Annotated in this window: 19 protein-coding genes; 8 read left to right on the top strand and 11 right to left on the bottom strand. The window is 71.9% G+C overall.

The genetic code is table 11. The annotated features are described in order from the left end of the window. The first annotated feature begins 290 nt into the window (after positions 1–290). The 4 genes from AB0B96_RS22065 to AB0B96_RS22050 all read left to right on the top strand — a co-directional run bounded on the left by AB0B96_RS22065 (position 291) and on the right by AB0B96_RS22050 (position 5,141). Positions 291–1,691, top strand: a complete 1,401-nt coding sequence (locus AB0B96_RS22065) for a DUF1996 domain-containing protein (RefSeq protein WP_362901288.1) — start codon at positions 291–293, stop codon at positions 1,689–1,691. A gap of 112 nt (positions 1,692–1,803) precedes the next feature. Further along, complete coding sequence (locus tag AB0B96_RS22060; protein ID WP_362901286.1) at positions 1,804–2,403, top strand: DUF305 domain-containing protein; 600 nt, start codon at positions 1,804–1,806, stop codon at positions 2,401–2,403. Further along, a complete protein-coding gene (locus AB0B96_RS22055; RefSeq protein WP_362901284.1) occupies positions 2,400–3,782 on the top strand; it encodes a ferredoxin reductase family protein in 1,383 nt (460 codons plus the stop codon). The genes AB0B96_RS22060 and AB0B96_RS22055 overlap by 4 nt, the downstream gene beginning before the upstream one ends. A 372-nt stretch (positions 3,783–4,154) precedes the next feature. Then, positions 4,155–5,141 carry a sulfotransferase gene (locus AB0B96_RS22050; protein WP_362901282.1) on the top strand — a complete coding sequence of 329 codons (987 nt, stop codon included), beginning with the start codon at positions 4,155–4,157 and terminating at the stop codon, positions 5,139–5,141. A gap of 81 nt (positions 5,142–5,222) precedes the next feature. On the opposite strand, the gene AB0B96_RS22045 is transcribed toward AB0B96_RS22050, so the two are convergent. The 3 genes from AB0B96_RS22045 to AB0B96_RS22035 form a co-directional block, all read right to left on the bottom strand. After that, positions 5,223–6,113, bottom strand: coding sequence for a hypothetical protein (locus AB0B96_RS22045; protein ID WP_362901280.1), 891 nt, complete (start codon positions 6,111–6,113; stop codon positions 5,223–5,225). A 433-nt stretch (positions 6,114–6,546) separates the two neighbouring features. After that, a complete protein-coding gene (locus AB0B96_RS22040; RefSeq protein WP_362901278.1) occupies positions 6,547–7,869 on the bottom strand; it encodes a lanthionine synthetase LanC family protein in 1,323 nt (440 codons plus the stop codon). A 127-nt stretch (positions 7,870–7,996) separates the two neighbouring features. Further along, complete coding sequence (locus AB0B96_RS22035; RefSeq protein WP_362901276.1) at positions 7,997–8,833, bottom strand: inositol monophosphatase; 837 nt, start codon at positions 8,831–8,833, stop codon at positions 7,997–7,999. A gap of 130 nt (positions 8,834–8,963) precedes the next feature. On the opposite strand from AB0B96_RS22035, the gene AB0B96_RS22030 reads away from it, so the two are divergent. After that, a complete protein-coding gene (locus AB0B96_RS22030; RefSeq protein WP_350947170.1) occupies positions 8,964–9,701 on the top strand; it encodes a GntR family transcriptional regulator in 738 nt (245 codons plus the stop codon). A 148-nt stretch (positions 9,702–9,849) separates the two neighbouring features. After that, positions 9,850–12,129: an AAA family ATPase gene (locus AB0B96_RS22025; protein ID WP_362901273.1), complete on the top strand. Its 2,280-nt coding sequence runs from the start codon at positions 9,850–9,852 to the stop codon at positions 12,127–12,129. Between the two features lie 117 nt (positions 12,130–12,246). Here the strand turns inward: AB0B96_RS22025 and clpB are convergent, their stop codons facing one another. From clpB to AB0B96_RS21985, 8 genes are all read right to left on the bottom strand, one after another. After that, positions 12,247–14,853, bottom strand: coding sequence for an ATP-dependent chaperone ClpB (gene clpB / locus AB0B96_RS22020; protein WP_362901271.1), 2,607 nt, complete (start codon positions 14,851–14,853; stop codon positions 12,247–12,249). Then, a complete protein-coding gene (locus AB0B96_RS22015) occupies positions 14,844–15,332 on the bottom strand; it encodes a chaperone modulator CbpM (protein ID WP_362901269.1) in 489 nt (162 codons plus the stop codon). The genes clpB and AB0B96_RS22015 overlap by 10 nt, the downstream gene beginning before the upstream one ends. Beyond that, a complete protein-coding gene (locus AB0B96_RS22010) occupies positions 15,332–16,285 on the bottom strand; it encodes a DnaJ C-terminal domain-containing protein (protein WP_362901267.1) in 954 nt (317 codons plus the stop codon). Before AB0B96_RS22010 ends, AB0B96_RS22015 begins: the two co-directional genes overlap by 1 nt. Continuing rightward, positions 16,282–16,857, bottom strand: a complete 576-nt coding sequence (locus tag AB0B96_RS22005; protein ID WP_362901265.1) for a nucleotide exchange factor GrpE — start codon at positions 16,855–16,857, stop codon at positions 16,282–16,284. The genes AB0B96_RS22010 and AB0B96_RS22005 overlap by 4 nt, the downstream gene beginning before the upstream one ends. After that, on the bottom strand, positions 16,850–18,769 hold the full coding sequence (gene dnaK, locus AB0B96_RS22000; protein ID WP_362901263.1) for a molecular chaperone DnaK: 1,920 nt from the start codon (positions 18,767–18,769) through the stop codon (positions 16,850–16,852). Before dnaK ends, AB0B96_RS22005 begins: the two co-directional genes overlap by 8 nt. A gap of 216 nt (positions 18,770–18,985) precedes the next feature. Continuing rightward, on the bottom strand, positions 18,986–19,468 hold the full coding sequence (locus AB0B96_RS21995; protein ID WP_350947163.1) for a general stress protein: 483 nt from the start codon (positions 19,466–19,468) through the stop codon (positions 18,986–18,988). A 192-nt stretch (positions 19,469–19,660) separates the two neighbouring features. Beyond that, positions 19,661–20,302, bottom strand: a complete 642-nt coding sequence (locus AB0B96_RS21990) for a response regulator transcription factor (protein WP_362901261.1) — start codon at positions 20,300–20,302, stop codon at positions 19,661–19,663. 152 nt (positions 20,303–20,454) lie between these two features. Further along, on the bottom strand, positions 20,455–21,579 hold the full coding sequence (locus AB0B96_RS21985; RefSeq protein ID WP_362901259.1) for a histidine kinase: 1,125 nt from the start codon (positions 21,577–21,579) through the stop codon (positions 20,455–20,457). A 157-nt stretch (positions 21,580–21,736) separates the two neighbouring features. On the opposite strand from AB0B96_RS21985, the gene AB0B96_RS21980 reads away from it, so the two are divergent. Further along, the gene (locus tag AB0B96_RS21980; RefSeq protein ID WP_362901257.1) at positions 21,737–22,423 is read left to right on the top strand and encodes an ATP-binding cassette domain-containing protein; all 687 of its coding nucleotides are present in this window, start codon (positions 21,737–21,739) and stop codon (positions 22,421–22,423) included. Then, a complete protein-coding gene (locus AB0B96_RS21975) occupies positions 22,420–23,157 on the top strand; it encodes an ABC transporter permease (RefSeq protein WP_362901255.1) in 738 nt (245 codons plus the stop codon). The genes AB0B96_RS21980 and AB0B96_RS21975 overlap by 4 nt, the downstream gene beginning before the upstream one ends. Positions 23,158–23,184 lie beyond the last annotated feature (27 nt).

Genomic DNA, 23,184 nt, shown 5'->3' with positions numbered 1-23,184 from the left:
ACCGGCAGCAGGTCAGGGAGACAACAAAAATCTTCTCCGCCCTTTTTCTGAGATTTTCTGAGATTTCCTTGGGTTTTTTGTTGTCGCCCGTCCCCCCGCCGGTCTCCAGTCCAGGAACAGAACACGCCCGGCGCCGGGCGTGACGGCGAAGGAGGCTCGTGACGGTGACACCGCGAAGGCGCACGGTGACACCGCTGTCCGCCGACACACCGGGCCACGAGCCGGTCCGTCCGAGACGCCGTCGAGCATCACGTCCACCACAACTCGATCCCCCTAAGGACCTCATCCACATGAGTGAGACCGTTCCGAACACCACGGCCCCCGGCCGCAGATCGGGCGGGCGAGTCCATCGCCTCGCGCTCGCCGGCACCCTCGCGACCGTCCTGGGCGTCTCCCTGGTGAACGGCGTCACCCCGGCCGGCGCGGCCGAGGCCCCGCTGTCGCAGAGCGGCAGGGCCACCGCCTCCTCGTCCGAGAGGGGCGACCTGTCCGCCGCGGCCGCTATCGACGGCAAGGAGAACACCCGCTGGTCGAGCGCCTTCAGTGACCCCCAGTGGCTCCAGGTCGACCTGGGCGCGTCCAAGGCGATCAAGAAGATCGTGCTGAAGTGGGAGAACGCCTACGCCACGGCCTTCACGATCCAGACCTCCTCCGGTGGAGGCCAGTGGAGGACGATCCACACCACGACCGCGGGCAAGGGCGGCGTGCAGACCCTGAACGTCTCGGCCACCGGCCGCTACGTCCGGCTCAACACCACCAGGCGCTCCTCCCAGTACGGGGTCTCGCTGTGGGAGTTCGAGGTCTACGGCACCGGCTCGGGCACCGCCACCCCCAGGCCGAGCGCCACCCCGACGAAGCCGGCCCCCACCACCACCGCGACCCCGCCTGCTTCCGGCACCAACCTGCCCAAGGGCCCGGTCCCGCCCGGCGCAGTGCGGGTGGCGGAGTTCCTCGCCGAGTGCCCCTACACCCACCGGCTGCCCGACGACCCGATCGTGATGCCGGGCCTCGCCGGCGGGTCGCACATGCACAGCTTCTTCGGCAACACCTCCACGAACGCCGACTCCGACATCAAGAGCCTGCTGAAGGGGGGCACCACCTGCAGCCCCAAGGCCGACCTGTCCTCGTACTGGGTGCCGACCCTCTACAGCAACGACAAGCCCGTCGAGCCGACCGGCACCACGTTCTACTACCTGGGTGAGGGCATCAAGGACGAGCTGATGGCCCAGACCCGGCCGCTCCCGCTGGGCCTGCGCATCGTGGCCGGCAACGCCAAGGCGACCGGTGTCAACGACCCCACGAGCAGCTCGCGCTGGTCGTGCCTGCACGCCGGCGAGGTGGGCTCCTCCAAGAACTTCGTCAACTGCCCGGCAGGCAAAATGCTGGAGTCCTACCTGGACTTCCCGCACTGCTGGAACGGCAAGGACCTGGACTCGCCCGACCACAAGAGCCACATGTCCTATCCGGTGAACGGCGCCTGCCCGGCCTCACACCCGGTGATCGTGCCCAAGCTGCGCCAGGTGCTGCGCTACCCGGTCAGCGGCGACCCGGCCAGGTTCCGGCTCTCCTCGGGCCCCGGTTACACCATGCACGCCGACTTCTTCAACGCCTGGCCCGAGGCCGAGATGGAGCGCCGCGTGCGTGACTGCATCCGCCCGATCGTCAAGTGCGGCGCCGACGGCACCCCCTGAGACGACAGGTGATCGCTTTCAGGCGCGAGACACACCGTCCGGCCTGAACAGGGCGAGGCCCCACACACCGGGTCTCGCCTCACCACGGGATCGGCGTGAGCGAAGGAGCGACATGAAGGCGTCCACGATCGGCGCGACGGTACTCGCCGTGCTCACCGTGCTGCTGGTATCACGATGTGTCGCCGCCGAGCCGCCGACCCATTCGGCCGCGAATCACCCGTCGTCACGAAGCGGACCCGACGCGCCTCCCACACCGACCGGAAGCGCGTCGGGCTCCTTCAACGGCACCGACATCGCGTGGTTGCAGTTGATGATCCCGATGACCGAGCAGGCGGTACGCCTGCTGGAGCTGGCCCCCGGCAAGACCTCGAATTCGAGGATCACCCGATTCGCCGAGGAGAACGTCGCCGATCACCGTACGACGCTCGGAAGGTTGCGCGACCTGCTGCGGAGGTCCGGGGTGCCGGAGAGCGACGAGCACGAGGGGCACGACATCCCGGGCATGGTGATCCCCGACGACTTCGCGGCCCTGAGACGGGCCGACGGCGCCGCGTTCGACCGGCTCTTCACCAGGAACGCGCGCGAATATCTCACCCAGTCGGTCCTGGTCGCGAAGGGCGAGCAGAAGTCGGGCTCCGACCCGGAGACCAGGGCGTTCGCCGCCACCCTGGAGAAGGACCACGGCGACCGTCTCACCCGGCTGAAGCCGTGAAAGGCCCCGCCTCCGCCCCCGCCCCCGGCACGCGCGCACGGCGACGCGCCGCCGTCCGGCCGCCCGCGCGCCGGGCGCGGCCCTTTCCGGTCCTCGCCCTCGTCTGCGCCGGGGCCATCGCGGCGACCGCGACGTGCTGGTCGGACCTGACCTCGGTCTCCGGGGTCGCCGGGGCACTGGCCTGGGCGGGCAGGCTCACCGGCATGCTCGCGGGCTACGCCTGCGCCGTCCTGCTGGGGCTGATGGCCCGCGTTCCCGCGCTGGATCGCGGGGTCGGGACCGACCGGCTGGCCCGCTGGCACGCGACGGGCGGCCGCCACACCATCGTCCTGTCGGCGGCCCACATGCTGTTCGCCGTCGCGGCCCATGTGGCACGGTCCGGCACGAGCGTGTTCGAGGGGACCGCGGGGCTGATCCTGGACGGCCCGGCCATGCTGGAGGCGACGGTCGCCCTCCTGCTGCTGACCGGCGTCGCGGTCGTCTCGGTGCGCGAGGTGCGACGCAGGATGCGGTACGAGATCTGGCACTACCTGCATTTCATCACCTACGGGGCCGTCTTCCTCGGGTTCGGCCACCAGCTCACCGGGCCGGACCTCGCCGGCGGCGTCGTCATGAGGGTGTTCTGGTACGCGCTGTACGCCTCCGTCGTCGCCCTGCTGGCCTGGTACCGCTTCCTCACCCCCGTCCACCGTGCCCTGCGCCACCGGCTGCGGGTCGCCGGAGTCCGCAGGGAGTCGTCCACCGTGGTGTCGGTCTACCTGACCGGGGAGCACCTGGAGGAGCTGGGCGCCGAACCCGGCCAGTTCTTCCGTTGGCGGTTCCTCGCCCCTGGCATGTGGTGGACGGCCAACCCCTACTCGCTGTCGGCACCCGCCAACTCCCGCTTCCTGCGGATCACCGTCAAGGGTGTCGGCGACCACAGCGGCGCGCTGGCCGGGTTGCGGCCCGGTACCCGCGTGTGGGCCGAGGGCCCCTACGGGGCCCTCACCGCCGCGCGGCGCCGCAGGCCGCAGGTTCTGCTGGTCGGCGGCGGCGTGGGGATCAGCCCGCTGCGCGCGCTCTTCGAGACGCTGCCCGGCGAGGTGACCCTCGTCTACATGGCGCGCCGCGACGAGGAGCTGATCCTCCGCGACGAGCTGGACGCCATCGCCGCCGTGCGCGGCGCGACGATCCACTACACCGTGGACGAGCTCACCGGATCGTCGGGTGGGCGGAGCGTGCCGCTGACCGGGCGCGCCCTGCGGGCTCTGATACCCGGTCTGGCCGTCCACGACGTCTATCTGTGCGGCCCCTCCGGCATGACGGTCGCGGCGCGCCACGCCCTGCGCCGCGCGGGCGTGCCCGGCCGGCGCATCCATGTGGAGTCGTTCGACTTCTGAAGGGCGAGCCGGGTCGCGGCGACGGCTTCGTCCGGCTCCGGCTCGGCTTTTTGACCTCGGTGTTCGCGCCGCCGGCTTACGCCGATCACCGCCGCGACGTGACGGCACCGTTCGGCGACGCACCCGCGCCGGTCACCCCGGCGCAGCGCGACAAAACTCCTTCACAGTGGCGAAACAGCAGAAAAGAACTCGGCGTTCATCGGACGGGACAGACCTCTTCACATCCATGACCTGGAGATAGATGCGATGACTGAAATCTCCGCCATCGGGAACTCCCCCTGGGGCACGGCGATCGCACGAGCGGGTGCTTGCCTTCGCCCGAGAAAGGGCTATATTTACCAATAATCATAGTAGGGATTAAGGGTAATAACGATGCCCCTGCCGAATTTCCTCACGATCGGTGCCCCGAAAGCCGGGACCACCGCCCTGCACGCCGCACTGGCCCGGCACCCGGGACTGTTCATGTCCCCGGTGAAGGAACCGAAGTTCTTCCTCAGCGACGGCCCGCCGCCGACCAGGGGGGGACCTGGCGACGCCCAGACCTACCGCGAGCACGTCTGGCAGCGCGAGGAGTACGAGGCCCTGTTCACGGCGGCACCGCCGGGCACGCTCACCGGCGAGTCGACCCCGTTCTATCTCTACGACCTGGCGGCGCAGCGGCGCATCAGGGAGACCATCCCCGGCGCCAGACTCATCGTGGTGCTGCGCGACCCGGTGGAGCGCGCCCACTCCAACTGGACCCACCTGTGGTCGGCCGGGCTGGAGCCGATCGGCGACGTGGTCCTCGCCTGCGCCGAAGAGGAGCGGCGGGTCAGGGCCGGCTGGGCGCCGTTCTGGCACTATCGCGGGCTCGGCAAGTACGGGGAGCAGCTCGAGCACCTGTTCACCCTGTTCCCGCGCGAGCAGGTGCTCGTCTACCGCTACCGCGACCTGGTCGACCGCCCCGCCGAGACCCTCGACCGGATCTTCCGCTTTCTCGGGGTGGAGACCGGCGTGGTCACCGAGGTCCCCAGGGAGAACGTGACCGCCCACCCGGAGCCGACCCGCGGGCACCGGATGCTGTCGCGGGCGCTGCGGGTGGGATCGTCCGTGGGACGTTTCCTGCCGTCGCGGGTGAGTGTGGCACTGACCGACCCGCTGGAGCGCAGGCTGCAGGAGCGGGCCCGCTCCCGCCAGCCGCTCACCTGGGACCAGCGGGAGAAGCTGATCTCCTACTTCACCGAGGACGTGGCGCTGCTGCAGACGGTGACCGGCGAGGACTTCAGCGACTGGCTCCGTCCCCGCGAGCGCTCGGGCGGCCTGGTGGGCACCCGCCCCAACGGCCAGCGCCAGGCGCGCAACGGCCGCCCCCAGGCGTAGCGAGACGCTCCGGGAAGCGGCTCGACGATCTCCGCCGGACGGTCCCGGGCACCGTGGCACGCCCGGGACCCCGTGCCGTGATCAGCGCAGTTCGGTGCGGAGCTCGTGCGCCCCGTCCGCACGGGTGTACTCGTAGTAGAGCCGCCGCCCGCCGCCCGGCAGATCCACGATGTCCAGGTAGCGAAGGCCACCGCCCGCGTACGGCGAGACCCCGACGGGCTCGGTGCCGAGAGGGGTCAGCTCCGCCGGATCCGTGCCGACCGCGACACCGGTCTTCTCCTCGTAGTTCTCCGCCGCGGTGGCCCTGCCGTCGTAGAAGGCCACCACCCTGTCGCCGAGGAAGCGGACCGCGGCCACCCGCGCACCCCTGGCGTCCCAGGTGCCGGGACGGCCGCTGAGCGCGGTGCCCTGCCAGGTCCACTCGATGCCGTCGGCACTGGTGGCGTAGTCGGTCACCATCTGGTCGGCCTCGTGGTCCTCCTCCAGCGGGTGACAGGAGGCCCACAGGTGCCAGAGGCCGTCCCGCAGCACGATCACCGGGTCCTTGACGCCGGTCTTCGGGTCGCCCGGCAGCACGACCTGCCGCTGCGAGGCCTGGAAGCCGGACGGGTCGTCGGCCTCCAGCACCTCGACCCGCCAGTGCTTGGTGTCGTAGGTGGCGCAGCTGAGGTAGAGCCTCCAGCGTCCCTCCGGCGTGCGTACCAGGGTGGGCCGCTCCAGCGACTCCGTGTCCATCTCCTCCCTGCCGATCGTGAGCAGGGTCTCGAACCGCTCACCGTCGACGGAACGGGCGACGGCGACGGCGTAACCACGGCCCTCGCCGACGGGGCGGCGCAGCCGGTAGGCGAGGTAGATGAGCCCGTCGCTCGCCACGGCGCTCGGCGCGCCGGCCCAGTGGCCGGCACCCGGCTGTGCCGGTTCGATCGCGACGACGGAACGGCCGGGGTCGGGAAGGAAGTCCTCGATTGTCACGACACCGAGATTAGGCATGCCTTGCGCAACACTCACGGAGAATCACCAATCATCATCACGAGCTTTGTCACCCCTTGACGGCCAAAGGGCAGATCATCCTTGGTTTCTCCGGCGCGAGGGGCGCCGGTGGCCGCCACCTTCCGCGACCGGGTCGGCACGATCGGGCGTACCGGGGGTGACCCGGTCCGGGGTGCCGGGACGGTGCCGGAGGGGTGTTCGCGACGCCGGGCCCGGTGAAGGCCTCGATGCCCGACCGTACAGGGTCCGGAGAGCTGCTCGGACGCGGCGGGCCGAGGACGCGTCCCCCTCGCCACCAGGTCGCGGATCCGCGTCGCGCCCTCCGCCCCATCTCGCTGCGGCGCCCTCTCGTCACGCTCGTCCGCGAGAGCGGCCGGCCCGCCGGCGACACGCCTTCCACGATCGTCCGGAGCCGTCAGGAGCGTCGGAGCGTCGCGCTCGGCAACGGGATCGCGGGGAACGGATTGTCCGGCGGCAGGATGAGCCGCCTCGCCTCCTGCGGGCGGGCGGTGGCCTCCAGGTGCAGGAGTGCGGCCCCGACCCCCGCTGCCCCGACCATGTAGCCGGTGTCGGCGGTCACCTCCCAGGGGCGCAACCGCCGGTAGGCCTGGTACCAGCGGGTGCCCCTGCCGTCGTGGCCGGTGGCCCGGCCGACCAGGTTCTCCCCCAGCGTGCGGGCGAACTCCAGATGCCGGCTGTGGCCGGTCGCCGCCCAGAGTCCCACGAACAGCTCCACCAGACCGGCGGTGCCGCAGCACTGGCAGGCCGAGTTCCAGGAGCCGCCGCTCTGGTTGGCGGGGGCGCCGCTGCGGACGATCCCCCGCGCCAGCCGTTCGGCCCAATCGAGATCCCCGGCGTCGCCCGACACCCGGTGCAGCTCGTAGAACATCCGGGCGACCCCGGCCGAGCCGGAGCAGAAGCCCAGGTAGTGCAGGTCGCGGCCCTGCGGGATGTGGTGCGGCACCAGCGCGCACCGCTCGTTCACGGCGCTGACCGCGCGGACGAAGTCGGCCCCCCTGCGGGAGGCGCCCAGGAAGGCGCTCTCGCCGGTCACGCCGTACAGGCGGGCGAGCAGGAAGGCGGTGCCCGCGGTGCCGGACAGGAAGCCGGGGGTGACCGCGTCCAGGGGCAGGTCGGCGCAGGCGCCCTCGCCGAAGCGGTGACCGGGGACGACGAGCGTGGCGATGCGGGCGCCGGCCTCGACCGCGACCTCCTGGTAGGCGGGCACTCCCAGGATGCCCGCGGCGTGCAGCAGGCCGAGGATGATCCCGCCGTCACCTCGCTGCGCGGGGTCGCCGGTCCAGCCCAGGCCGCCGTCGACGGGGCGGGCGCTGCGCACGATGCGGTCGGCGACGGCGCCGGCCTCGACCTCGAAGCCACCCTCGCCGGTGGCCCAGCCGGTCTCGGCCAGGGCGAACATCACTCCGGCCAGGCCGTGATGGAGGGAGAGGTCGGCCTGCTCCCGCCAGGTGGCGGCGAGGTATCGGGCTCCGGCCGTGGCGTCGTCGAGGTAGCCGTCGTCTCCGGTGGCGGCGGCGAGTTCCAGGAAGAACAGGATGATCCCGGCCGCCCCCGAGTACAGCGAGAGGGGGTGGTCGGGCATGGCGGCCCGGCCTCGGGGGTCGGGATTGGCCAGCCAGTGCCGTCCGCGTTCGTCGTCCACGGCCGCGGAACGAATCCAGCGCGCGGCGCCGACCGCGGCGGCCAGCGGGCTCTCGGCCTCCGGCTCCAGGCTCATGGCGGCTCCTTCGTACGGCGAGACAATCATTTTACCTGTATTTCCTACAGGATCAATAGGTAATCTGGTTCACCGACACGCGGAACCTGCCCCGCGCGAGGGTCGACCATGCGGGCCCTTCGCCGGCTCACCCCGGCCCGCCGACGTCTCGGACCTGGCGGTCGTGAAGGAGCAGCTCGCTCATGACCGATCCCGCCAGGTCGAAGCCTCCGACGTGGGCGAGGTAGCCGCCGGCCTCGAAGACCGACCCGTCCAACGGGATGAAGACGCCTCCGGCCCGCCGGACGAGCAGCGACCCCGCCGCCATGTCCCACGGACTGACCCTACTGCCGTAGGCGACGTCCGCCCACCCGCCCGCGACGTACGCCAGCTTGAGCGCGGTGCTGCCCGGGCGGCGCGTGGAGGCGAACGCCTCCAGCATCCTGCCGAACCGGCGCAGCGTCTCCTCCCCGCCCTCGGTCACCTCGCGGGGAGTGGGATAACTGGTCAGCAGAACCCCCTCCCGGTCACGTGTCGCGCCGGCGCTGCGCAGCCGCGTGCCGTTGCACCAGGCACCGCCAGGATCGGCTCGGAACTCCTCGTCTCGCACCGGGTCGTACACCACCCCGGCGACCACCTCGTCCCCGACTGCCGCGGCGATCGACACGCAGAAGAACGGCAGCCCCGCGGCGAAGTTCGCGGTCCCGTCGATCGGGTCGACGTACCAGCGGATCTCACCCGAACCCGTGCTGCCGCCCTCCTCGCCGATGACCGTGCTCCCCGGGACACGCCTGTCGATGACCTCTCGGATGATCTCCTCGGCGGCACGGTCATGCTCGGTCACCGGATCGTGGAAGTCGCTCTTGGTCTCGATCGCGGGACGCGACCTGAACGCCCCGCGGAGCCGGTCGCCCACCGCGCGGGCGGCCTCGGCCGCGACGGCGGACAGCTTCGTCGCGGTGCTCTGATCCCTGCGCTGATCCATGCTTCCTCCAGTGGCGCGAACGGCGGCGCGAACAATGGTCCCTGTCCCGGTGGCCAGGACCGGACGGTTTTTGTCAAGACATTCTGATGTCCGCTAGCCTGACGGCGCGGCGTGTCAACGGGGAGGGCGAATGACGCAGCTCGCCATCGATCTCGACCGGTCCAGCCCGGTCCCGCTCTACTTCCAGGTGGCCGAGCAGATCTCCGAGGCCATCCGCCGCGGCGATCTGCCCCCGGGGGCGCGTCTCGACAACGAGATCCTGCTCGCCGGTCGGCTGGGCCTGTCGCGGCCGACCATCCGCCAGGCGATCCAGTATCTGGTCGACAAGGGCCTGCTGGTGCGCAAGCGAGGTGTCGGCACCCAGGTGGTGCACGGCCAGATCAGGCGTTCCATCGAGCTGACCGGCCTCTACGACGACCTTCGCAGGGCCGGTCAGGAGCCGGCCACCAGGGTGCTGCTCCTGGGCCCGGCTCCGGTGGGCGAGGACGTCGCCGCGACCCTCGGCGTCGCGCCCGGCACCGAGATGCTCCGCCTGGAGCGGATCCGCTACGCCACGGGGGAACCGCTCGCCCTGTTGCACAACTGGCTGCCCTGCGGGCTCGCCCCGCTGACCGCCGAGGGCCTTCGGGAGCACGGGCTGTACGAGACGCTCCGCGCCTCCGGGGTGCGGATGCGCGTGGCGAACCAGCGCATGGGGGCGCGGGCGGCCACGGCGGCCGAGGCGAGGCTGCTCGGCGAGCGGCGCGGGGCGCCGCTGCTCACGCTGATCCGCACCACCTACGACGACCAGGGCAGGGCCGTCGAGCACGGCTCCCACCTCTACCGGGCCTCGCACTACTCCCTGGAGGTCACGCTCATCGAACGCTGACCGGGCGGCGGGCTCCCCAAGGTCAAATCTGCGCCAAACAACCGGTGCGCGATGGTGCCCGACGCGTGATGATTCGTCCCTTGGGGATGTCATATGCGTAATCACCGCTCAGGAAGCGCCGGTATGACGCCAGATCCGAGACAAGACCATGCGCGGCCGGAAGGATGAGTGGGCGGCGGCCCTCGCCCTGCTCGAAGGCGTCGCGTCCACGACCCGGAACGTCATGCTCGTCGAGGGCGAGCCGGGGATAGGCAAGTCGCTGCTGCTCGCCGAGGCCGCGAGCGCCGCGAGCGCGCGTGGGATGTCGGTGGCGGGCGGCCGGGCCGACGAGCTGGGACGGCTCACCCCCCTGGGGCCGCTGCTGTCGGCGCTTGAGGAGTCACCGACGACTCCGATGCCCCTGACCAGGAGTTTCTTCCCCGACGGGCCGGAACTGCTGCTGTGGCTGGCCGAGCAGGTCCGTACCTCGCTGGAGAGAAGACTCGCCTCGGGGCCTCTGCTGGTGATCCTCGACGATCTCCAGTGGGCCGACCCCGCCACGATCATGGCCCTGCGGACGATGCCCTCGCGACTCGCCTCACGCCCGGTGACATGGCTGCTGGCCCGCCGCGACGCCCCGGCCGGCGGCGACGCGGGCCGGCTTTTCGACCTGCTGGAGGAGGAGGGGGCCGCCCGGACCGTTCTGCGCCCGCTGGACGAGCGCGCGGTGGCCGAGGTCTCCGCCGACATCCTGGGCGCGCCACCCGGGCGGGAGCTGGCGGCGCTGGCCGCCCAGGCCGCCGGCAATCCGCTCCTGCTCTCCGAGCTCCTCACCGGGCTACGCGAGGAGGGCGCCGTCCTGGTCGAGGACGGCGTCGCCCGGCCGTCCGGGATCACCTCCGCCCAGGCGGCGCTGCCCGCGCGCCTGCACGACGCCGTCCGACGCCGCCTGAACGAGCTCGGCACCAGGACCCGTTATCTGCTGGAGGCCATCGCGGTGCTCGGCCGCTCGGTCACACCTGCGTACGCGGCCAGGATGCTCGGCGAGACCCCGGCCGCGTTGCTCCCTCCGCTGGAGGAGGCACTCGCGGCCGGGGTCCTCGTGGCCACCTCCGACGAGCTGACGTTCCGTCACGAACTGGTGTGGCGGTCGGTCGTCGACAGGGTGCCCTCACCGGTGCGGCGAGCGCTGCGGGAGCAGGTCGAGCGCTCCACCGCGCCCCTCCGGGGCGGCGACGGCGGGAGGCTCCTGGACCTCTCCCTGCTCGCGTGGAACGAGGGCGACCTCTCTCGCGGGCTGGGCCTGGCGCGCGAGGCCGTGGAGCGACCGGCCCGCGGCCCGCACCGGCAGCCGCGGGCGGTGCTGGCCACGATGCTCGTCGACCTGTGGCTGCTGGACGAGGCGGCAGCGGCGACGGAGATCGCCGCCGAGGAGGCCGACACCGAGGGTGAGCCCTCGTGGGCCGCGGAGATCCCCGTTCTCCGCGCCCGCCTGGACCTGGCCGCGGGCCGGATCGGCGCAGCGATCAAGCACGCGGAGGTCGCCCTGACCACCGCCGAGGCCCTGGAAGCGCCGATGCTGGTCTCCTCGTCCCTGTCGGTGCTCGGCACCGCGTCACTGCGGTCGGGCGACCTGCCTGGGGCCGTCAGGTACATGGAGAGGGGCCTGGTCAGGCCGGCATCCGGCATGCCGCCGCCCGCACGGCTGCGATCGGAGCTGGTGGCCGCACGGATCAGGGAGGCGCGCGACGGCGCCGCGGGTGGCATGAGCTCGCTCGGCGGGGTCTACGACGCGCTGCCCCTGTACCTCGGCGCGCTGACCGGCGAGCCCGCGGCGGCGGCGTGGCTGGTGCGGGTGGCGATGGCCGTGAACGACCGGCGCAGGGCCGACGCCGTGGTCGACGCCGCCGAGGACGTCGCCTCCCGCAATCCCGGCCTGTCCAACCCGTCGGTCTCCGCCGACCACGCGCGAGGGCTGCGGGAGGGTGACGCCGAGGCGCTGGGCCGCGCGGTGGCCGGGTACGTCGATCCCTGGGCGAGAGGGTCGGCGGCGGAGGACCTCGGGGTGCTGCTGGGGGTGGGCGACGGCCACAGGGAGCTGGCCGTGGGGAGCCTGAAGACCGCCCTGACCTGCTACGGGGCCGTGGAAGCCGTCCGGGACGCGGCGCGGGTGCGGGGCAGACTGCGGCGTCTGGGCGAGCGGTGCCGCCACTGGGTAAGGACCGCCCACCCCGCCTCGGGGTGGGCCAGCCTGACCGGCACCGAGCAGGCCGTCTGCGATCTGGTCTCCCAGGGGCTGACGAACCGGCACGCCGCCGAGCAGATGTTCATCAGCGAGCACACCGTCGCCTTCCACCTGCGGCAGGTCTACCGCAAGCTGGGTATTCACTCGCGGGTCGAACTGGCCAGGCTCGCGGCGCAGGAGAGCGGCCACCGGCGTCCTGGCTGACGTCCCCCTGGTGCGTTCTCCTCGAGGAGGGCGGGACGTGGTTCCGGTGTCGCACGATATTTTGATATTTCGTTATTTCGGTGACGTCGACCGTTCCGCTGGTCCGCGGTCGGCGACTCACCCGTAGGTGACGGCGAGTTCGTCGTCGCCGAGGTCCACCCGGACCACGGCTCCCTCGTCCGCCTCCCCCGACAGGAGCGCGCGGCCGATGCGCGTCTCGACCTCCCTGGCGATGAACCTGCGCAGCGGGCGGGCTCCGTACACGGGGTCGTAGCCTCGCTCGGCGATGTGCCGCAGCGCCGCCTCGGTGACCTCCAGCCGGATGCCCCGCTGTTCGAGGCGGTCGCGCAGCTCGACGAACATCAGGTCGACGATGCGTTCGATCTCCTCCGGGGTGAGCGGCTTGAAGATCACGATGTCGTCGACGCGGTTGAGGAACTCGGGGCGGAAGTGGGAGCGCAGCTCGGCCATGACCCGCTGTCTCGCCTCGGGCTCGATCTCCCCGGTCGAGGTGACGCCGTCGAGGAGGTACAGGGAGCCGAGGTTGGAGGTCATGATCAGGACGGTGTTGCGGAAGTCGACGGTCCTGCCCTGCGCGTCGGTGAGCCTGCCGTCGTCGAGCACCTGCAGCAGCGTGTTGAAGACATCGGCGTGCGCCTTCTCCACCTCGTCGAAGAGCACCACGGAGTAGGGCTTGCGCCGCACGGCCTCGGTCAGCTGGCCTCCCTCCTCGTACCCGACATAACCGGGGGGCGCGCCGACGAGACGACTGACCGTGTGCCGCTCCTGGTACTCGCTCATGTCGATGCGGATCATGTTGTCCTCGGTGTCGAAGAGCGCCGCCGCGAGCGCCTTGGCCAGCTCCGTCTTGCCGACGCCCGTGGGCCCCAGGAAGATGAACGACCCGATCGGGCGGCGCGGGTCCTTGATGCCGGAGCGTGCCCGGATCACCGCGTCGGCCACCAACCGCACCGCCTCGTCCTGGCCGATCACCCGCTCGTGCAGGATCTGGTCGAGCCGCAGGAGCTTCTCACGCTCGCCCTCGCGCAGCCGGCTCACCGGGATGCCCGTCCATCGGGAGACGATCATCGAGATCTCCTCGTCGGTCACGACCTCGCGCAGCAGGCGCGAGGCGCCCTGCTTGGAGTACAGCCGCTCCTCCTCGGCCTCGAGCCGCCGCAGCAGCTCGGGCAACCTGCCGTGCCGCAGCTCCGCGGCGCGGTTGAGGTCGTAGTCGCGCTCGGCCCGCTCCGCCTCCGCGCGTACGTGCTCCAGTTCCTCGCGCAGGGCCTGGACGGCGCGCAGGGCGTGCCGCTCCGCCTCCCACTGCGCCCGCATCGCGTCGGCCTGGGCGCGCAGGTCGGCGAGTTCCCTGCGCAGCTCCTCCAGCCGGGTCCCGCTCGCGGAGTCCTCCTCCTTCGCGAGCGCGGCCTCCTCGATCTCCAGGCGCATCACCCTGCGGGTGAGCTCGTCGAGCTCGGCGGGCATCGAGTCGATCTCCGTACGCAGCATCGCGCACGCCTCGTCCACCAGGTCGATGGCCTTGTCGGGCAGGAAACGGTCGGAGATGTAGCGGTGGCTCAGCACGACGGCCGCCACCAGCGCGCTGTCCTGGATCTTCACGCCGTGGAAGATCTCCAGGCGCTCGCGCAGGCCGCGCAGGATGGACACGGCGTCCTCGACCGAGGGCTCGTCGACCATCACCGGCTGGAACCGGCGCTCCAGGGCCGCGTCCTTCTCGACGTGCTTGCGGTACTCGGCGAGGGTCGTCGCCCCGATCATGTGCAGCTCACCACGGGCCAGCATGGGTTTGAGCATGTTGCCCGCGTCCATCGCGCCCTCGGCGGCTCCCGCGCCCACCACGGTGTGCATCTCGTCGACGAAGAGCAGGATCCGCCCTTCCGCGGCCTTGACCTCGTTGAGCACCGCCTTGAGCCGCTCCTCGAACTCGCCCCGGTACTTGGCCCCGGCCACCAGCGAACCCATGTCGAGGCTGAAGACCGTCTTGCCCTTGAGTCCCTCCGGCACGTCCCCGTGGCTGATCCGCAGGGCGAGGCCCTCCACGATGGCGGTCTTGCCCACACCGGGGTCGCCGACGAGGACCGGGTTGTTCTTCGTCTTGCGCGACAGGATCTGGATGACGCGGCGGATCTCGGCGTCACGCCCGATGACCGGGTCGAGTTTGCCGGACATGGCGTCGGCCACCAGGTCGCGCCCGTACTTCTCCAGCGCCTCGTACGCCACCTCGGGCATCGCGGAGGTCACCCGCTGGTTGCCGCGGATCGCGGTGAGCGCCTTGAGGAAGCCGTCCCTGGTCAGGGCCTGCTCGTGCAGCAGCCGCCCCGAGGCCGTCGAGCCGCCCTCCTCAAGCAGGGCGACGAGCAGGTGCTCCACCGACACGTACTCGTCCCTGAGCCGGTCGGCCTCCCGCTTGGCCGTCTCCAGCAGGCGGGAGAGCCGCTGCGTCACGTAGACCTGGCCGGGCGAGGCGCCGGGACCGCTCACCTTGGGGCGGCGGTCCAGCCCCGCCTCCAACTCGGTCCTGAGCCGGTCGGTGTCGACGTTCGCGTACGAGAGCAGGCGCGGGATCAGCCCGTCCGGCTGGTCGAGCAGCGCCAGCAGCAGGTGCTCGCCGTCCACCTCGGTGTGCCCGAAACGCAGGGCCTTGGTCTGCGCGTCGTGCAGCGCCTCCTGTGACTTCTGCGTCAGCTGGTTCATGTCCACGGCGGGCCTCCGGTGGGTCGGGAACGACCGCGCTGGGCGGCCTCGAGTTCTGCGATGCGGTCCAGCAGGTCCAGTACGAGGCCGAGCGCCGCGTAGTTGATCGAGAATCCGGCGCGCAGCCGCCGGATGCGCGCCATGGTGAGCAGTTGGGGAGGCGGGAACCACAGGTTCCCCTCGGCGTCGGTCCAGGCGTCGAGCAAACCCAGCACGACGAGGCGCCGCAGCAGGTCGGGGTGTGTCCCCGTCCGGGCGGCGAACGTCTCCAGATCCAGGCGCGCGGGCCTGGTCAGCTGGTAGGTCCTCCCTGCCTCTCGCGGGACCTCTCGCGGGGCCTCCCTTGGGGCCTCCCGCCGGTTCTCTCGCGGGTGGGAGACCGCGTCCGGGGCCGACGAGCGTCCGGCGCGCTCCGCCCGCTCCCGCGGGTGGGCGGGGCGCGGCTCCGGCCGGCGCGGTCCGCGTTCGGAAAACGGGTCGTTCATCACCGTCTCCTCGGGTCGAACGTGGAAACCGAGGAGAGCTGCTCGAACAACCGCCGCTCCTCCTCGGACAGCCGTTCCGGGACCATGATCCGCACCTCGGCGTACAGGTCGCCCGGCTTGTCGCGACGGCTGGGCATCCCCCGGCCGCGCAGCCGCAGCCGCCTGCCGCTGGACGTGCCCGGCGGCACCTTGACCTTGGTCTCGCCGCCGGGGGTGTCGACCGCGACGGAGGCTCCGAGCGCCGCCTCCCATGGAGCGACCGGGAGCAGGACGTGGATGTCGCGCCCCTCGGCCCGGTAGCGGGGGTGCGGGGCGATCCTGACGATCAGGTAGAGGTCGCCCGCGGGCGCCCCTTCACCGCCCTTGCCGCCCTGACCGGCCAGCCTGACGCGCTGGCCGTCGGTGACGCCCGGCGGGATGTCGACCCGCAGCCGACGCGAGCCGACGGTGATGGAGCGGGGCCCGCCACGGTAGGCGTCCTCGAAGGACAGCACGATCTCGGCCTCCTGGTCGGCACCGGGAATCGGCCCCCAGCTCGCGCCGGAGCGCCCCCTCCTGCCGCCGGAGAACAGCCCTTCGAGGAGATCGTCGAGGTCGACGCCCTCCTCGAAGCCGCCGAAGCCGCCGCCACGGGGACCCGCTCCGCTCCGGCCCCCGGCCCGGCCCGCGCCCGCCCCGCGTCTCCCGGCGCGCGCCCACGTCTCGGGGTCGACGTCTTCGGGCACCTGACGGAAATCCGGCCCGAAGGCGTCGTAGCGGCGCCGGGTCGCGGGGTCGGACAGCACGCTGTAGGCCTCGGAGACCTCCTTGAAGCGGTCCTCGGCGGAGGGGTCCTTGTTGACGTCGGGATGGTTGGCCCGCGCCAGCTTGCGGTAGGCGCGCTGGATGTCCTCCTGGCTCGCCCCTCTCCGCACGCCGAGGATCTCGTAGAAGTCCCGGTCAGGGGGCATCATGCCCCCTTGGCCACCACGACCAGCGCGGGCCGCAGCTGCTGTTCACCGTCCCCGTAGCCCGGCCGCACCACCCGTACGACCGTGCCGTCGGGCACGCCCTCCTGCGAGAGCACGCCCACCGCCTCGTGCCTGGCCGGGTCGAACACGGCCCCGGTATCGTCACGACGCGCGTACCCGAGGCGGGAGAGCACCTCCTGCGCCTGGTCGCGGATCACCCGCAACCCGTCGGCTATGGAGACGGGATCGGTCTCGGCGTGCTCCAGCGCGCGGTCCAGGTTGTCCAGTACGGGCAGCCACTCCCCGGCGGCCCGGGCCCGCTCCTCCGACCGGGTCCGCGCGGCGTCCCTGCTGACGCGTTTGCGCAGGTTGTCGAGGTCGGCGAGGGCACGCCGCCACCTGTCCTGGAGATCGGTCACCAGCGCCTGGAGCTCCACGACGCGCTCCTGGAGCTCGTCCGGGGCCTCCAGGCTCTCCGGGGCCCCCGGGGACCCCGGGTGCTCCTCCCGGACCTCCGGCCCCCGGTCCGGTGTCTCCTCCCGGCCATCGCGCCGTGCCTCGGGTGTCTCACTCATCGGTCGTGAACTCCGCGTCGATGACGTCGTCCCCGCCACCCTGGGAGCCGGCCGGTCCCGCGGCTCCCGGACCGCCCGCCGCCCCGCCGGTCCCCGGGGCTCCGTCGCCCGAGACGCCGGCGCCCGCCGCGGCGAGACCGTGGTAGGCCTGCTGGAGCTCGGAAGTGAGCGAGCGGACCCGGTCGAGCGGGGCCTCCTGCTTGATCGCGTCGCGGGCGTCGTTCACCAGCATCTCCCCGCGCGCCTTCTCGTGGACGGGTACCGAGTCACCCAGCTCCGCCAGGCGACGCTCCACCTGGTAGGCGGCACTGTCGAGCTCGTTGCGCGCGTCCACCACCTGCCGCATCCGCTGGTCCTCCTCGCGGTGCCGCTCGGAGTCGGCGACCATCCGCTCGACCTCGCTCTTGTCCAGGTTCGAGCTCTCGCTGATCGTGATGCGCTGCTCGGCGCCGGTGTCCTTGTCCTTGGCCGAGACGTTCAGGATGCCGTTGGCGTCGATGTCGAAGGTCACGTCGACCTGCGGCACACCGCGCGGCGCGGACCGGATGTTCTCCAGCCGGAACCGGCCGAGGGGGCGGTTGTCGGCGGCGCGCTCACGCTCGCCCTGCAGGATGACGACGTCCACGGCGGTCTGGTTGTCCTCCGCGGTGCTGAACGTCTCGGAGCGGCGGGCCGGGATGGTCGTGTTGCGCTCGATGACCTTCGTCATCACCCCGCCGAGCGTCTCGATGCCGAGGGAGAGCGGGGTCACGTCGAGCAGGACGACGTCCTTCAGCTCACCCTTGATGACGGCGGCCTGGATCGCGGCGCCCAGCGCCACGACCTCGTCCGGGTTGACCGTCATGTTCGGTTCCTTGCCACCGGTCATCCGGCGCACCAGGTTCTGCACGGCGGGCATCCTGGTCGACCCGCCCACCAGGATCACCTCGTCGATGTCGTCGGCGGTGAGCTTGGCGTCGGCCATCGCCTGCTGGACCGGCCCTTTGCACCGTTCGAGCAGGTCGGCGGTGATCTCCTCGAAGGTCGAGCGCCTGAGCGTGGCGTTCAGATGCTTGGGGCCGGAGGCGTCCGCGGTGATGAAGGGCAGGCTGACCTGCGTCTGGCTGACCGCCGACAGCTCGACCTTGGCCTTCTCGGCGGCCTCGAACAGCCGCTGCAGGGCCTGCGGGTCCTGACGCAGGTCGATGCCGTTGTCCCGCTGGAACTCGTCGGCGAGGTAGTCGACGACCCGCCGGTCGAAGTCGTCGCCGCCCAGGTGGGTGTCGCCGGCGGTCGACCGCACCTCCACTACGCCGTCCCCGATGGCGAGGATGCTGACGTCGAAGGTTCCACCGCCCAGGTCGAAGACGAGCACGGTCTCGCTCTCCTTGCGGTCGAGCCCGTAGGCGAGGGCCGCCGCGGTCGGCTCGTTGATGATCCGCAGGACTTCCAGGCCGGCGATCTTCCCCGCGTCCTTGGTCGCCTGGCGCTGGGAGTCGTTGAAGTAGGCGGGTACGGTGATGACCGCCTCGGTGACCTTCTCCCCCAGGAACTTCGAGGCGTCGTCCACGAGCTTGCGCAGGACGGCCGCGGCGATCTCCTCGGGGGCGTACGACTTCTCGTGGATCTTGAAGCGGACGGCCCCCTCCGGGCCGGGAACGACGTCGAACGAGACGGCGTTCAGCTCGCTGGAGACCTCCTCGTGGCGGCGGCCCATGAAGCGCTTGGCCGAGTAGATCGTCCCCTTGGGGTTCAGGATCGCCTGGCGGCGAGCCAGTTGCCCCACCAGGCGTTCGCCGTTGTCGGTGAACGCCACGACCGACGGCGTCGTCCGGGCACCCTCGGAGTTGGGAATCACCGTGGGCTTGTCGCCCTCCATGGTGGCGATCACCGAGTTGGTGGTGCCCAGGTCGATTCCGACTGCTTTAGCCATGCTGCCCTCCTATGCGCTGCGGCACCGGCGCCCGCCGGACGGCGTCGTCGGTGCCCATCCGACAGCCCGGCGTCCCCCGGGCCCGGTGGTTCCGCGTCTTCACCGGAACCGCCCGGCGGATCGGGCCGGCCGGATGGGCGGACATGGGACGGCGGCGCGAGCGACATCGCCCGCGCCGCCGTCAGTACGGGCTCCGGCCCGGGTGGCTCCGGCCGGTCAGATCTGCTGATGCATCTGCTGGGACGTACCGACGTTGAGCAGCCTGCGCGCCTCGGCGGCGTGCGCGGCCGCCGCCAGCACCTCGTAGCGGTCGGCGACGATCGCGCTCGACGACAGGAAGTCGCGTTTGCCGCCGGTGAGCGCGTGACCGACCAACCCGAAGATCACTCCGGCGATGGCACCCCAGATCAGGCCCCACAGCACCAGGATGAAGGGGAAGCGCCCGGGAGTGAAGATCGCGAAGAACAGGCCGATCAGCAGTCCGAACCAGGCTCCGGTCGCCGCGCCCATCCCCGCGGCGCGGAGATAGGTCAGCCGCCCGAGCACCCGCTCGATGAGCCGGAGACCGACTCCGACGATCATCGTGTGCTCCACCGGGAACTTCTGGTCCGACAGCTGGTCCACGGCACGCTGGGCCTCGGCGTAGTCGCCGAAACTCGCAACCGTCTCATAGCCGGTCAAATTGACGTCAGGTCGCATGGCACTTCCCTTCGACGGGCACCCGCGAGGTGAATCCGTACTCGACTCACCCTCACCCCGCGACGGCGTCCCCACATCCCCAGACCTGACAGTCATCGCCGTCGCCGTCACCCCGGCGCGGGTTCCCCTGCCGTCGGGCCACCGCCGGGGAGGGCTCCCGGCGCGCCCCCACCGTCGGCCGGGAATCCGCTGTCAGTCGGGGGCCAGGCCATGCCGGAAGGCGTACGTCACCGCCTGGGCCCGGTCGCGCAGTCCCGCCTTGGCGAAGAGATTGTTGATGTGCGTCTTGACCGTCGCCTCGGAGATGAACAGCTCCCGGGCGATCTCCGCGTTGGAGCGGCCCGCCGCTATCAGCCGCAGCACCTCGCTCTCGCGGCGGGTCAGGCCGTCGGGCGGGTCAGGCGTGCGGCGGCTCCCGGCCACCGCCTCGGCGAGCCGCCGCTGGACACCGGGATCGAACTGGGCCTCACCCTCGACCACGGTGGCGATGGCCGAGGCGAGGGACTCGGCGTCGGCGTCCTTGGTCAGGTAGCCCCGCGCCCCCGCGGCCAGCGCGGCGAAGACCGACTCGTCGTCGGAGTACGTCGTCAGGACCACCACCTGGATCTCCGGGTGGGCGGCCCTGATCCTGCGGGTCGCCTCCACCCCGTCCATCCGGGGCATCCGCAGGTCCATCAGGACCACGTCGGGCCGAAGAGAGCCGGCGAGCCCGACCGCCTCCCGTCCGTCGGCCGCCGCCCCCGCCACCTCGATGCCGGGCAGCAGCCCCAGGAGCAGCACCAGCCCCTCGCGCACCACCGTCTGGTCGTCGACCACCAGCACCCGCACGCTCACCCTGCCTCCCTGCCTCCCTGCCCCTTGAACGCCCCTCGAACGCGCCCGCGTGCGCCGATCACACTCCCCGGCGTGGTCGTACCGTACGGCACCGGCGTGACCCGTCCGCGGCGCGGCGCCCACCCCCGCGATGGCGCCGCGCCGCGGGCGGCTCACGCCGGGACCCGCAGCAGGACCTCGAAGCCCTCCTCACCCGGACGCACGGCGAGCGAACCACCGATCAGCTCGGCCCGCTCCCGCATGCCCACCAGCCCGTATCCGCCTCCCGACGGCGCCGCCGGGCCCGGCGGGCCGCCCGTGTCGCGTACCTCCAGCTCGCACCAGCGGCCGACGCGGCGCAACGCCACCGACGCCGCGGCGCCCGGCGCGTGCTTGCGCACGTTCGTCAGCGCCTCCTGCGCGGTCCTGGCCACCGCCAGCCGTGCCCCCGCCTCCAGGCCGTCGAGGTTCCCCACGACCGAGACCGCGCAGGGCGAGCCGGTCACGGAACGGAACTCCACCGCCAGCCGCTCCAGCCGCTCGGCCAGCGGAAGCTCCTCCCCGCGCAGCGCGTCTAGCGCCCTGCGGGTCTCCTCGAGCCCGGCGCGCGCCAGCCGCACGGCGCGGTTCACCCGGTCGAGGGCCGCCGCCGTGTCCTCTCCGCGCTCGGGTCCCCGCTCAAGCCCACGCTCAAGCAGCAGCCGCGCGCCCTCCAGGTGGACGATCTGCGCCGACTGCGAGTGCGCCAGGATGTCGTGGACCTCCCTCGCCAGCCGGGCCCGCTCGGCCAGTACCGCCTCGCCCGCCCGCGCCTCGGCGAGCGCGGCGGCGTGATCCCTGGTCGCCTTCACGTGCCGCATCAGGAAGACGAAGACGGCGACGTAGGTGAGGCCGAAGGTGTTGCCCAGCACCTCCGCGACCGGCAGCCCGAGCAGGAAGGACACGGCCGTCGTGGCGGCGACGTCCGCCGTGACCAGGAACGCCGCCGGCCAGAGGCGGGTTTTGAACGGCGCGGCGAAGATCACGATGTACATGAACCCCATGCCGCTGTAGGGGCTGATCCCGTGCAGGGCCAGTCCCCCGGCCAGGGTCGCCGCGAGCAGCGGGGCGTCTCGGCGCGGCTCCCGGCCGAGCAGCACCCACAGGCAGCAGCCGACGGTGGCGGCGCCGAGCGGGACCACTCCGAGCAGACCGGGCCAGCCCGTCTCGACCGCGCCGATCACCGGACCGGAGAGGATGTAGCCCACCAGCACGACGGTGAGGAACCGGCGCACCGAGGGGCGGCGGAGAAACGTCACGCCCACAAGCTATCCACGCCCCCCTGCGGCGGGCCATGGGCCTCGGGGTGGAGATCGCCTCCACCCCCGGCGGCCCCGATCTCCTCCCGGGTGGACATCGCGAGATCCATCCCCGGGACCGTGCGCTCCCACCCGCCCGGGGGCCATCGTCGAGGTCATGTCAGCAATCAGCGTCACCCACCTCGGCAAGTCGTTCGGCGGGGTACGGGCCGTCGACGACCTGTCGTTCACGGTGGAACGGGGAACACTCACGGCCTTCGCCGGCCCCAACGGGGCGGGCAAGACCACCACCCTGCGCATGATCCTCGGCCTGGTCACGCCCACCGAGGGCAGCGCGACCATCGGCGGCGAGCCCTACCGCGACCTGAAACGCCCCGTCCGGACGGTCGGCGCGGTGCTGGAGGCCACCGCCTTCCACCCGGCGCTGAGCGCCCGCACGCATCTGGAGGCTCTCCGTCTCGCCGCGGGCCTGGATCCCGGACGCGTGGAGCAGGTTCTGGAGCAGGTCGATCTCACCGCCGCGGCCGACCGCAGGGTGCGGGGCTTCTCCCTGGGCATGCGTCAGCGGCTCGCCCTCGCCTCCGCCCTCCTGGGCGACCCGGAGATCCTCGTCCTCGACGAGCCCGCCAACGGCCTGGACCCGGCGGGCATGCGCTGGCTGCGGGGTTTCCTGCGGGCCTACACCCACCAGGGGCGCACGGTCCTGGTCTCCACCCACGTGCTCGCCGAGATCAGGCAGATCGCCGACCACGTGATCATCGTCAGGGCGGGGCATCTGGCCTGGCAGGGCCCGCTCGCCCCGGAGACCGACCTGGAGGAGCTCTACATGGAGGTGACCTCGTGAACGGCCTGATCCGCGCCGAGTTGCTCAAGGCACGCGCGAGCCGCACCACCTGGATCCTCGCCGCCCTCGCGCCCCCGCTGTGCGTGGCCTGGGCGGGGCTGATGGTCTTCCTGATGGGCCTGGAAGGCGGGATGCCACTCGACGCGCAGATCGAGAACGTCTACAGCATGGCCCAGCAGGCCTACGTCGTCACCCTGCTGCTCGGCGTACTCGGCATGGCCGGGGAGAACCGCCACCAGACGATCACCTGGCAGTTCCTGGTCACCCCGGGGCGGAGCCGGGTGGTGACGGCCAAGCTGACCGCGTACGGGATCGTCGGCCTGCTGATCGCCACGGTCTCGGCGCTGGTCACGCTGGTGGCGGGCCTGGTCACCCTCACTCTGGCCGGCCACCCCGCCTGGAGTCCCGGCGTACCCGCCGTCCTGCTCGGCTCGGCGCTCGGGGTCGCCCTGTACGGCCTGCTCGGAGTGGCTCTGGGCGCTTTGATCCGCAACCAGGTCGCGGCGGTGGCGGTGGCGCTGGTGTGGTTCATGTACGCCGACTACCTGCTCGTCAGTTTCCTGCCGGAGCTGGGCAGATGGCTGCCGACCGGGGCGGCCAGGGCCCTGAGCGGCATGCCCCTGCGTACCGGTGAGCTGCTGCCCGCCTGGGCCGGCGGGATGCTGTTCGCGGGCTACGTCGCGGTGATCGTGCTCGCCGCCCGCGCGCTGACCCTGCGTCGCGACATCACGTGATCTCGCGACACCGCGGCACGACCCCTG

This window comes from Streptosporangium sp. NPDC049046 (genome assembly GCF_040649155.1).
Classification (GTDB): domain Bacteria; phylum Actinomycetota; class Actinomycetes; order Streptosporangiales; family Streptosporangiaceae; genus Streptosporangium.
Note: the sequence above shows the minus strand (reverse complement) of the source record. Positions and strands in the feature narration are given on the sequence as shown.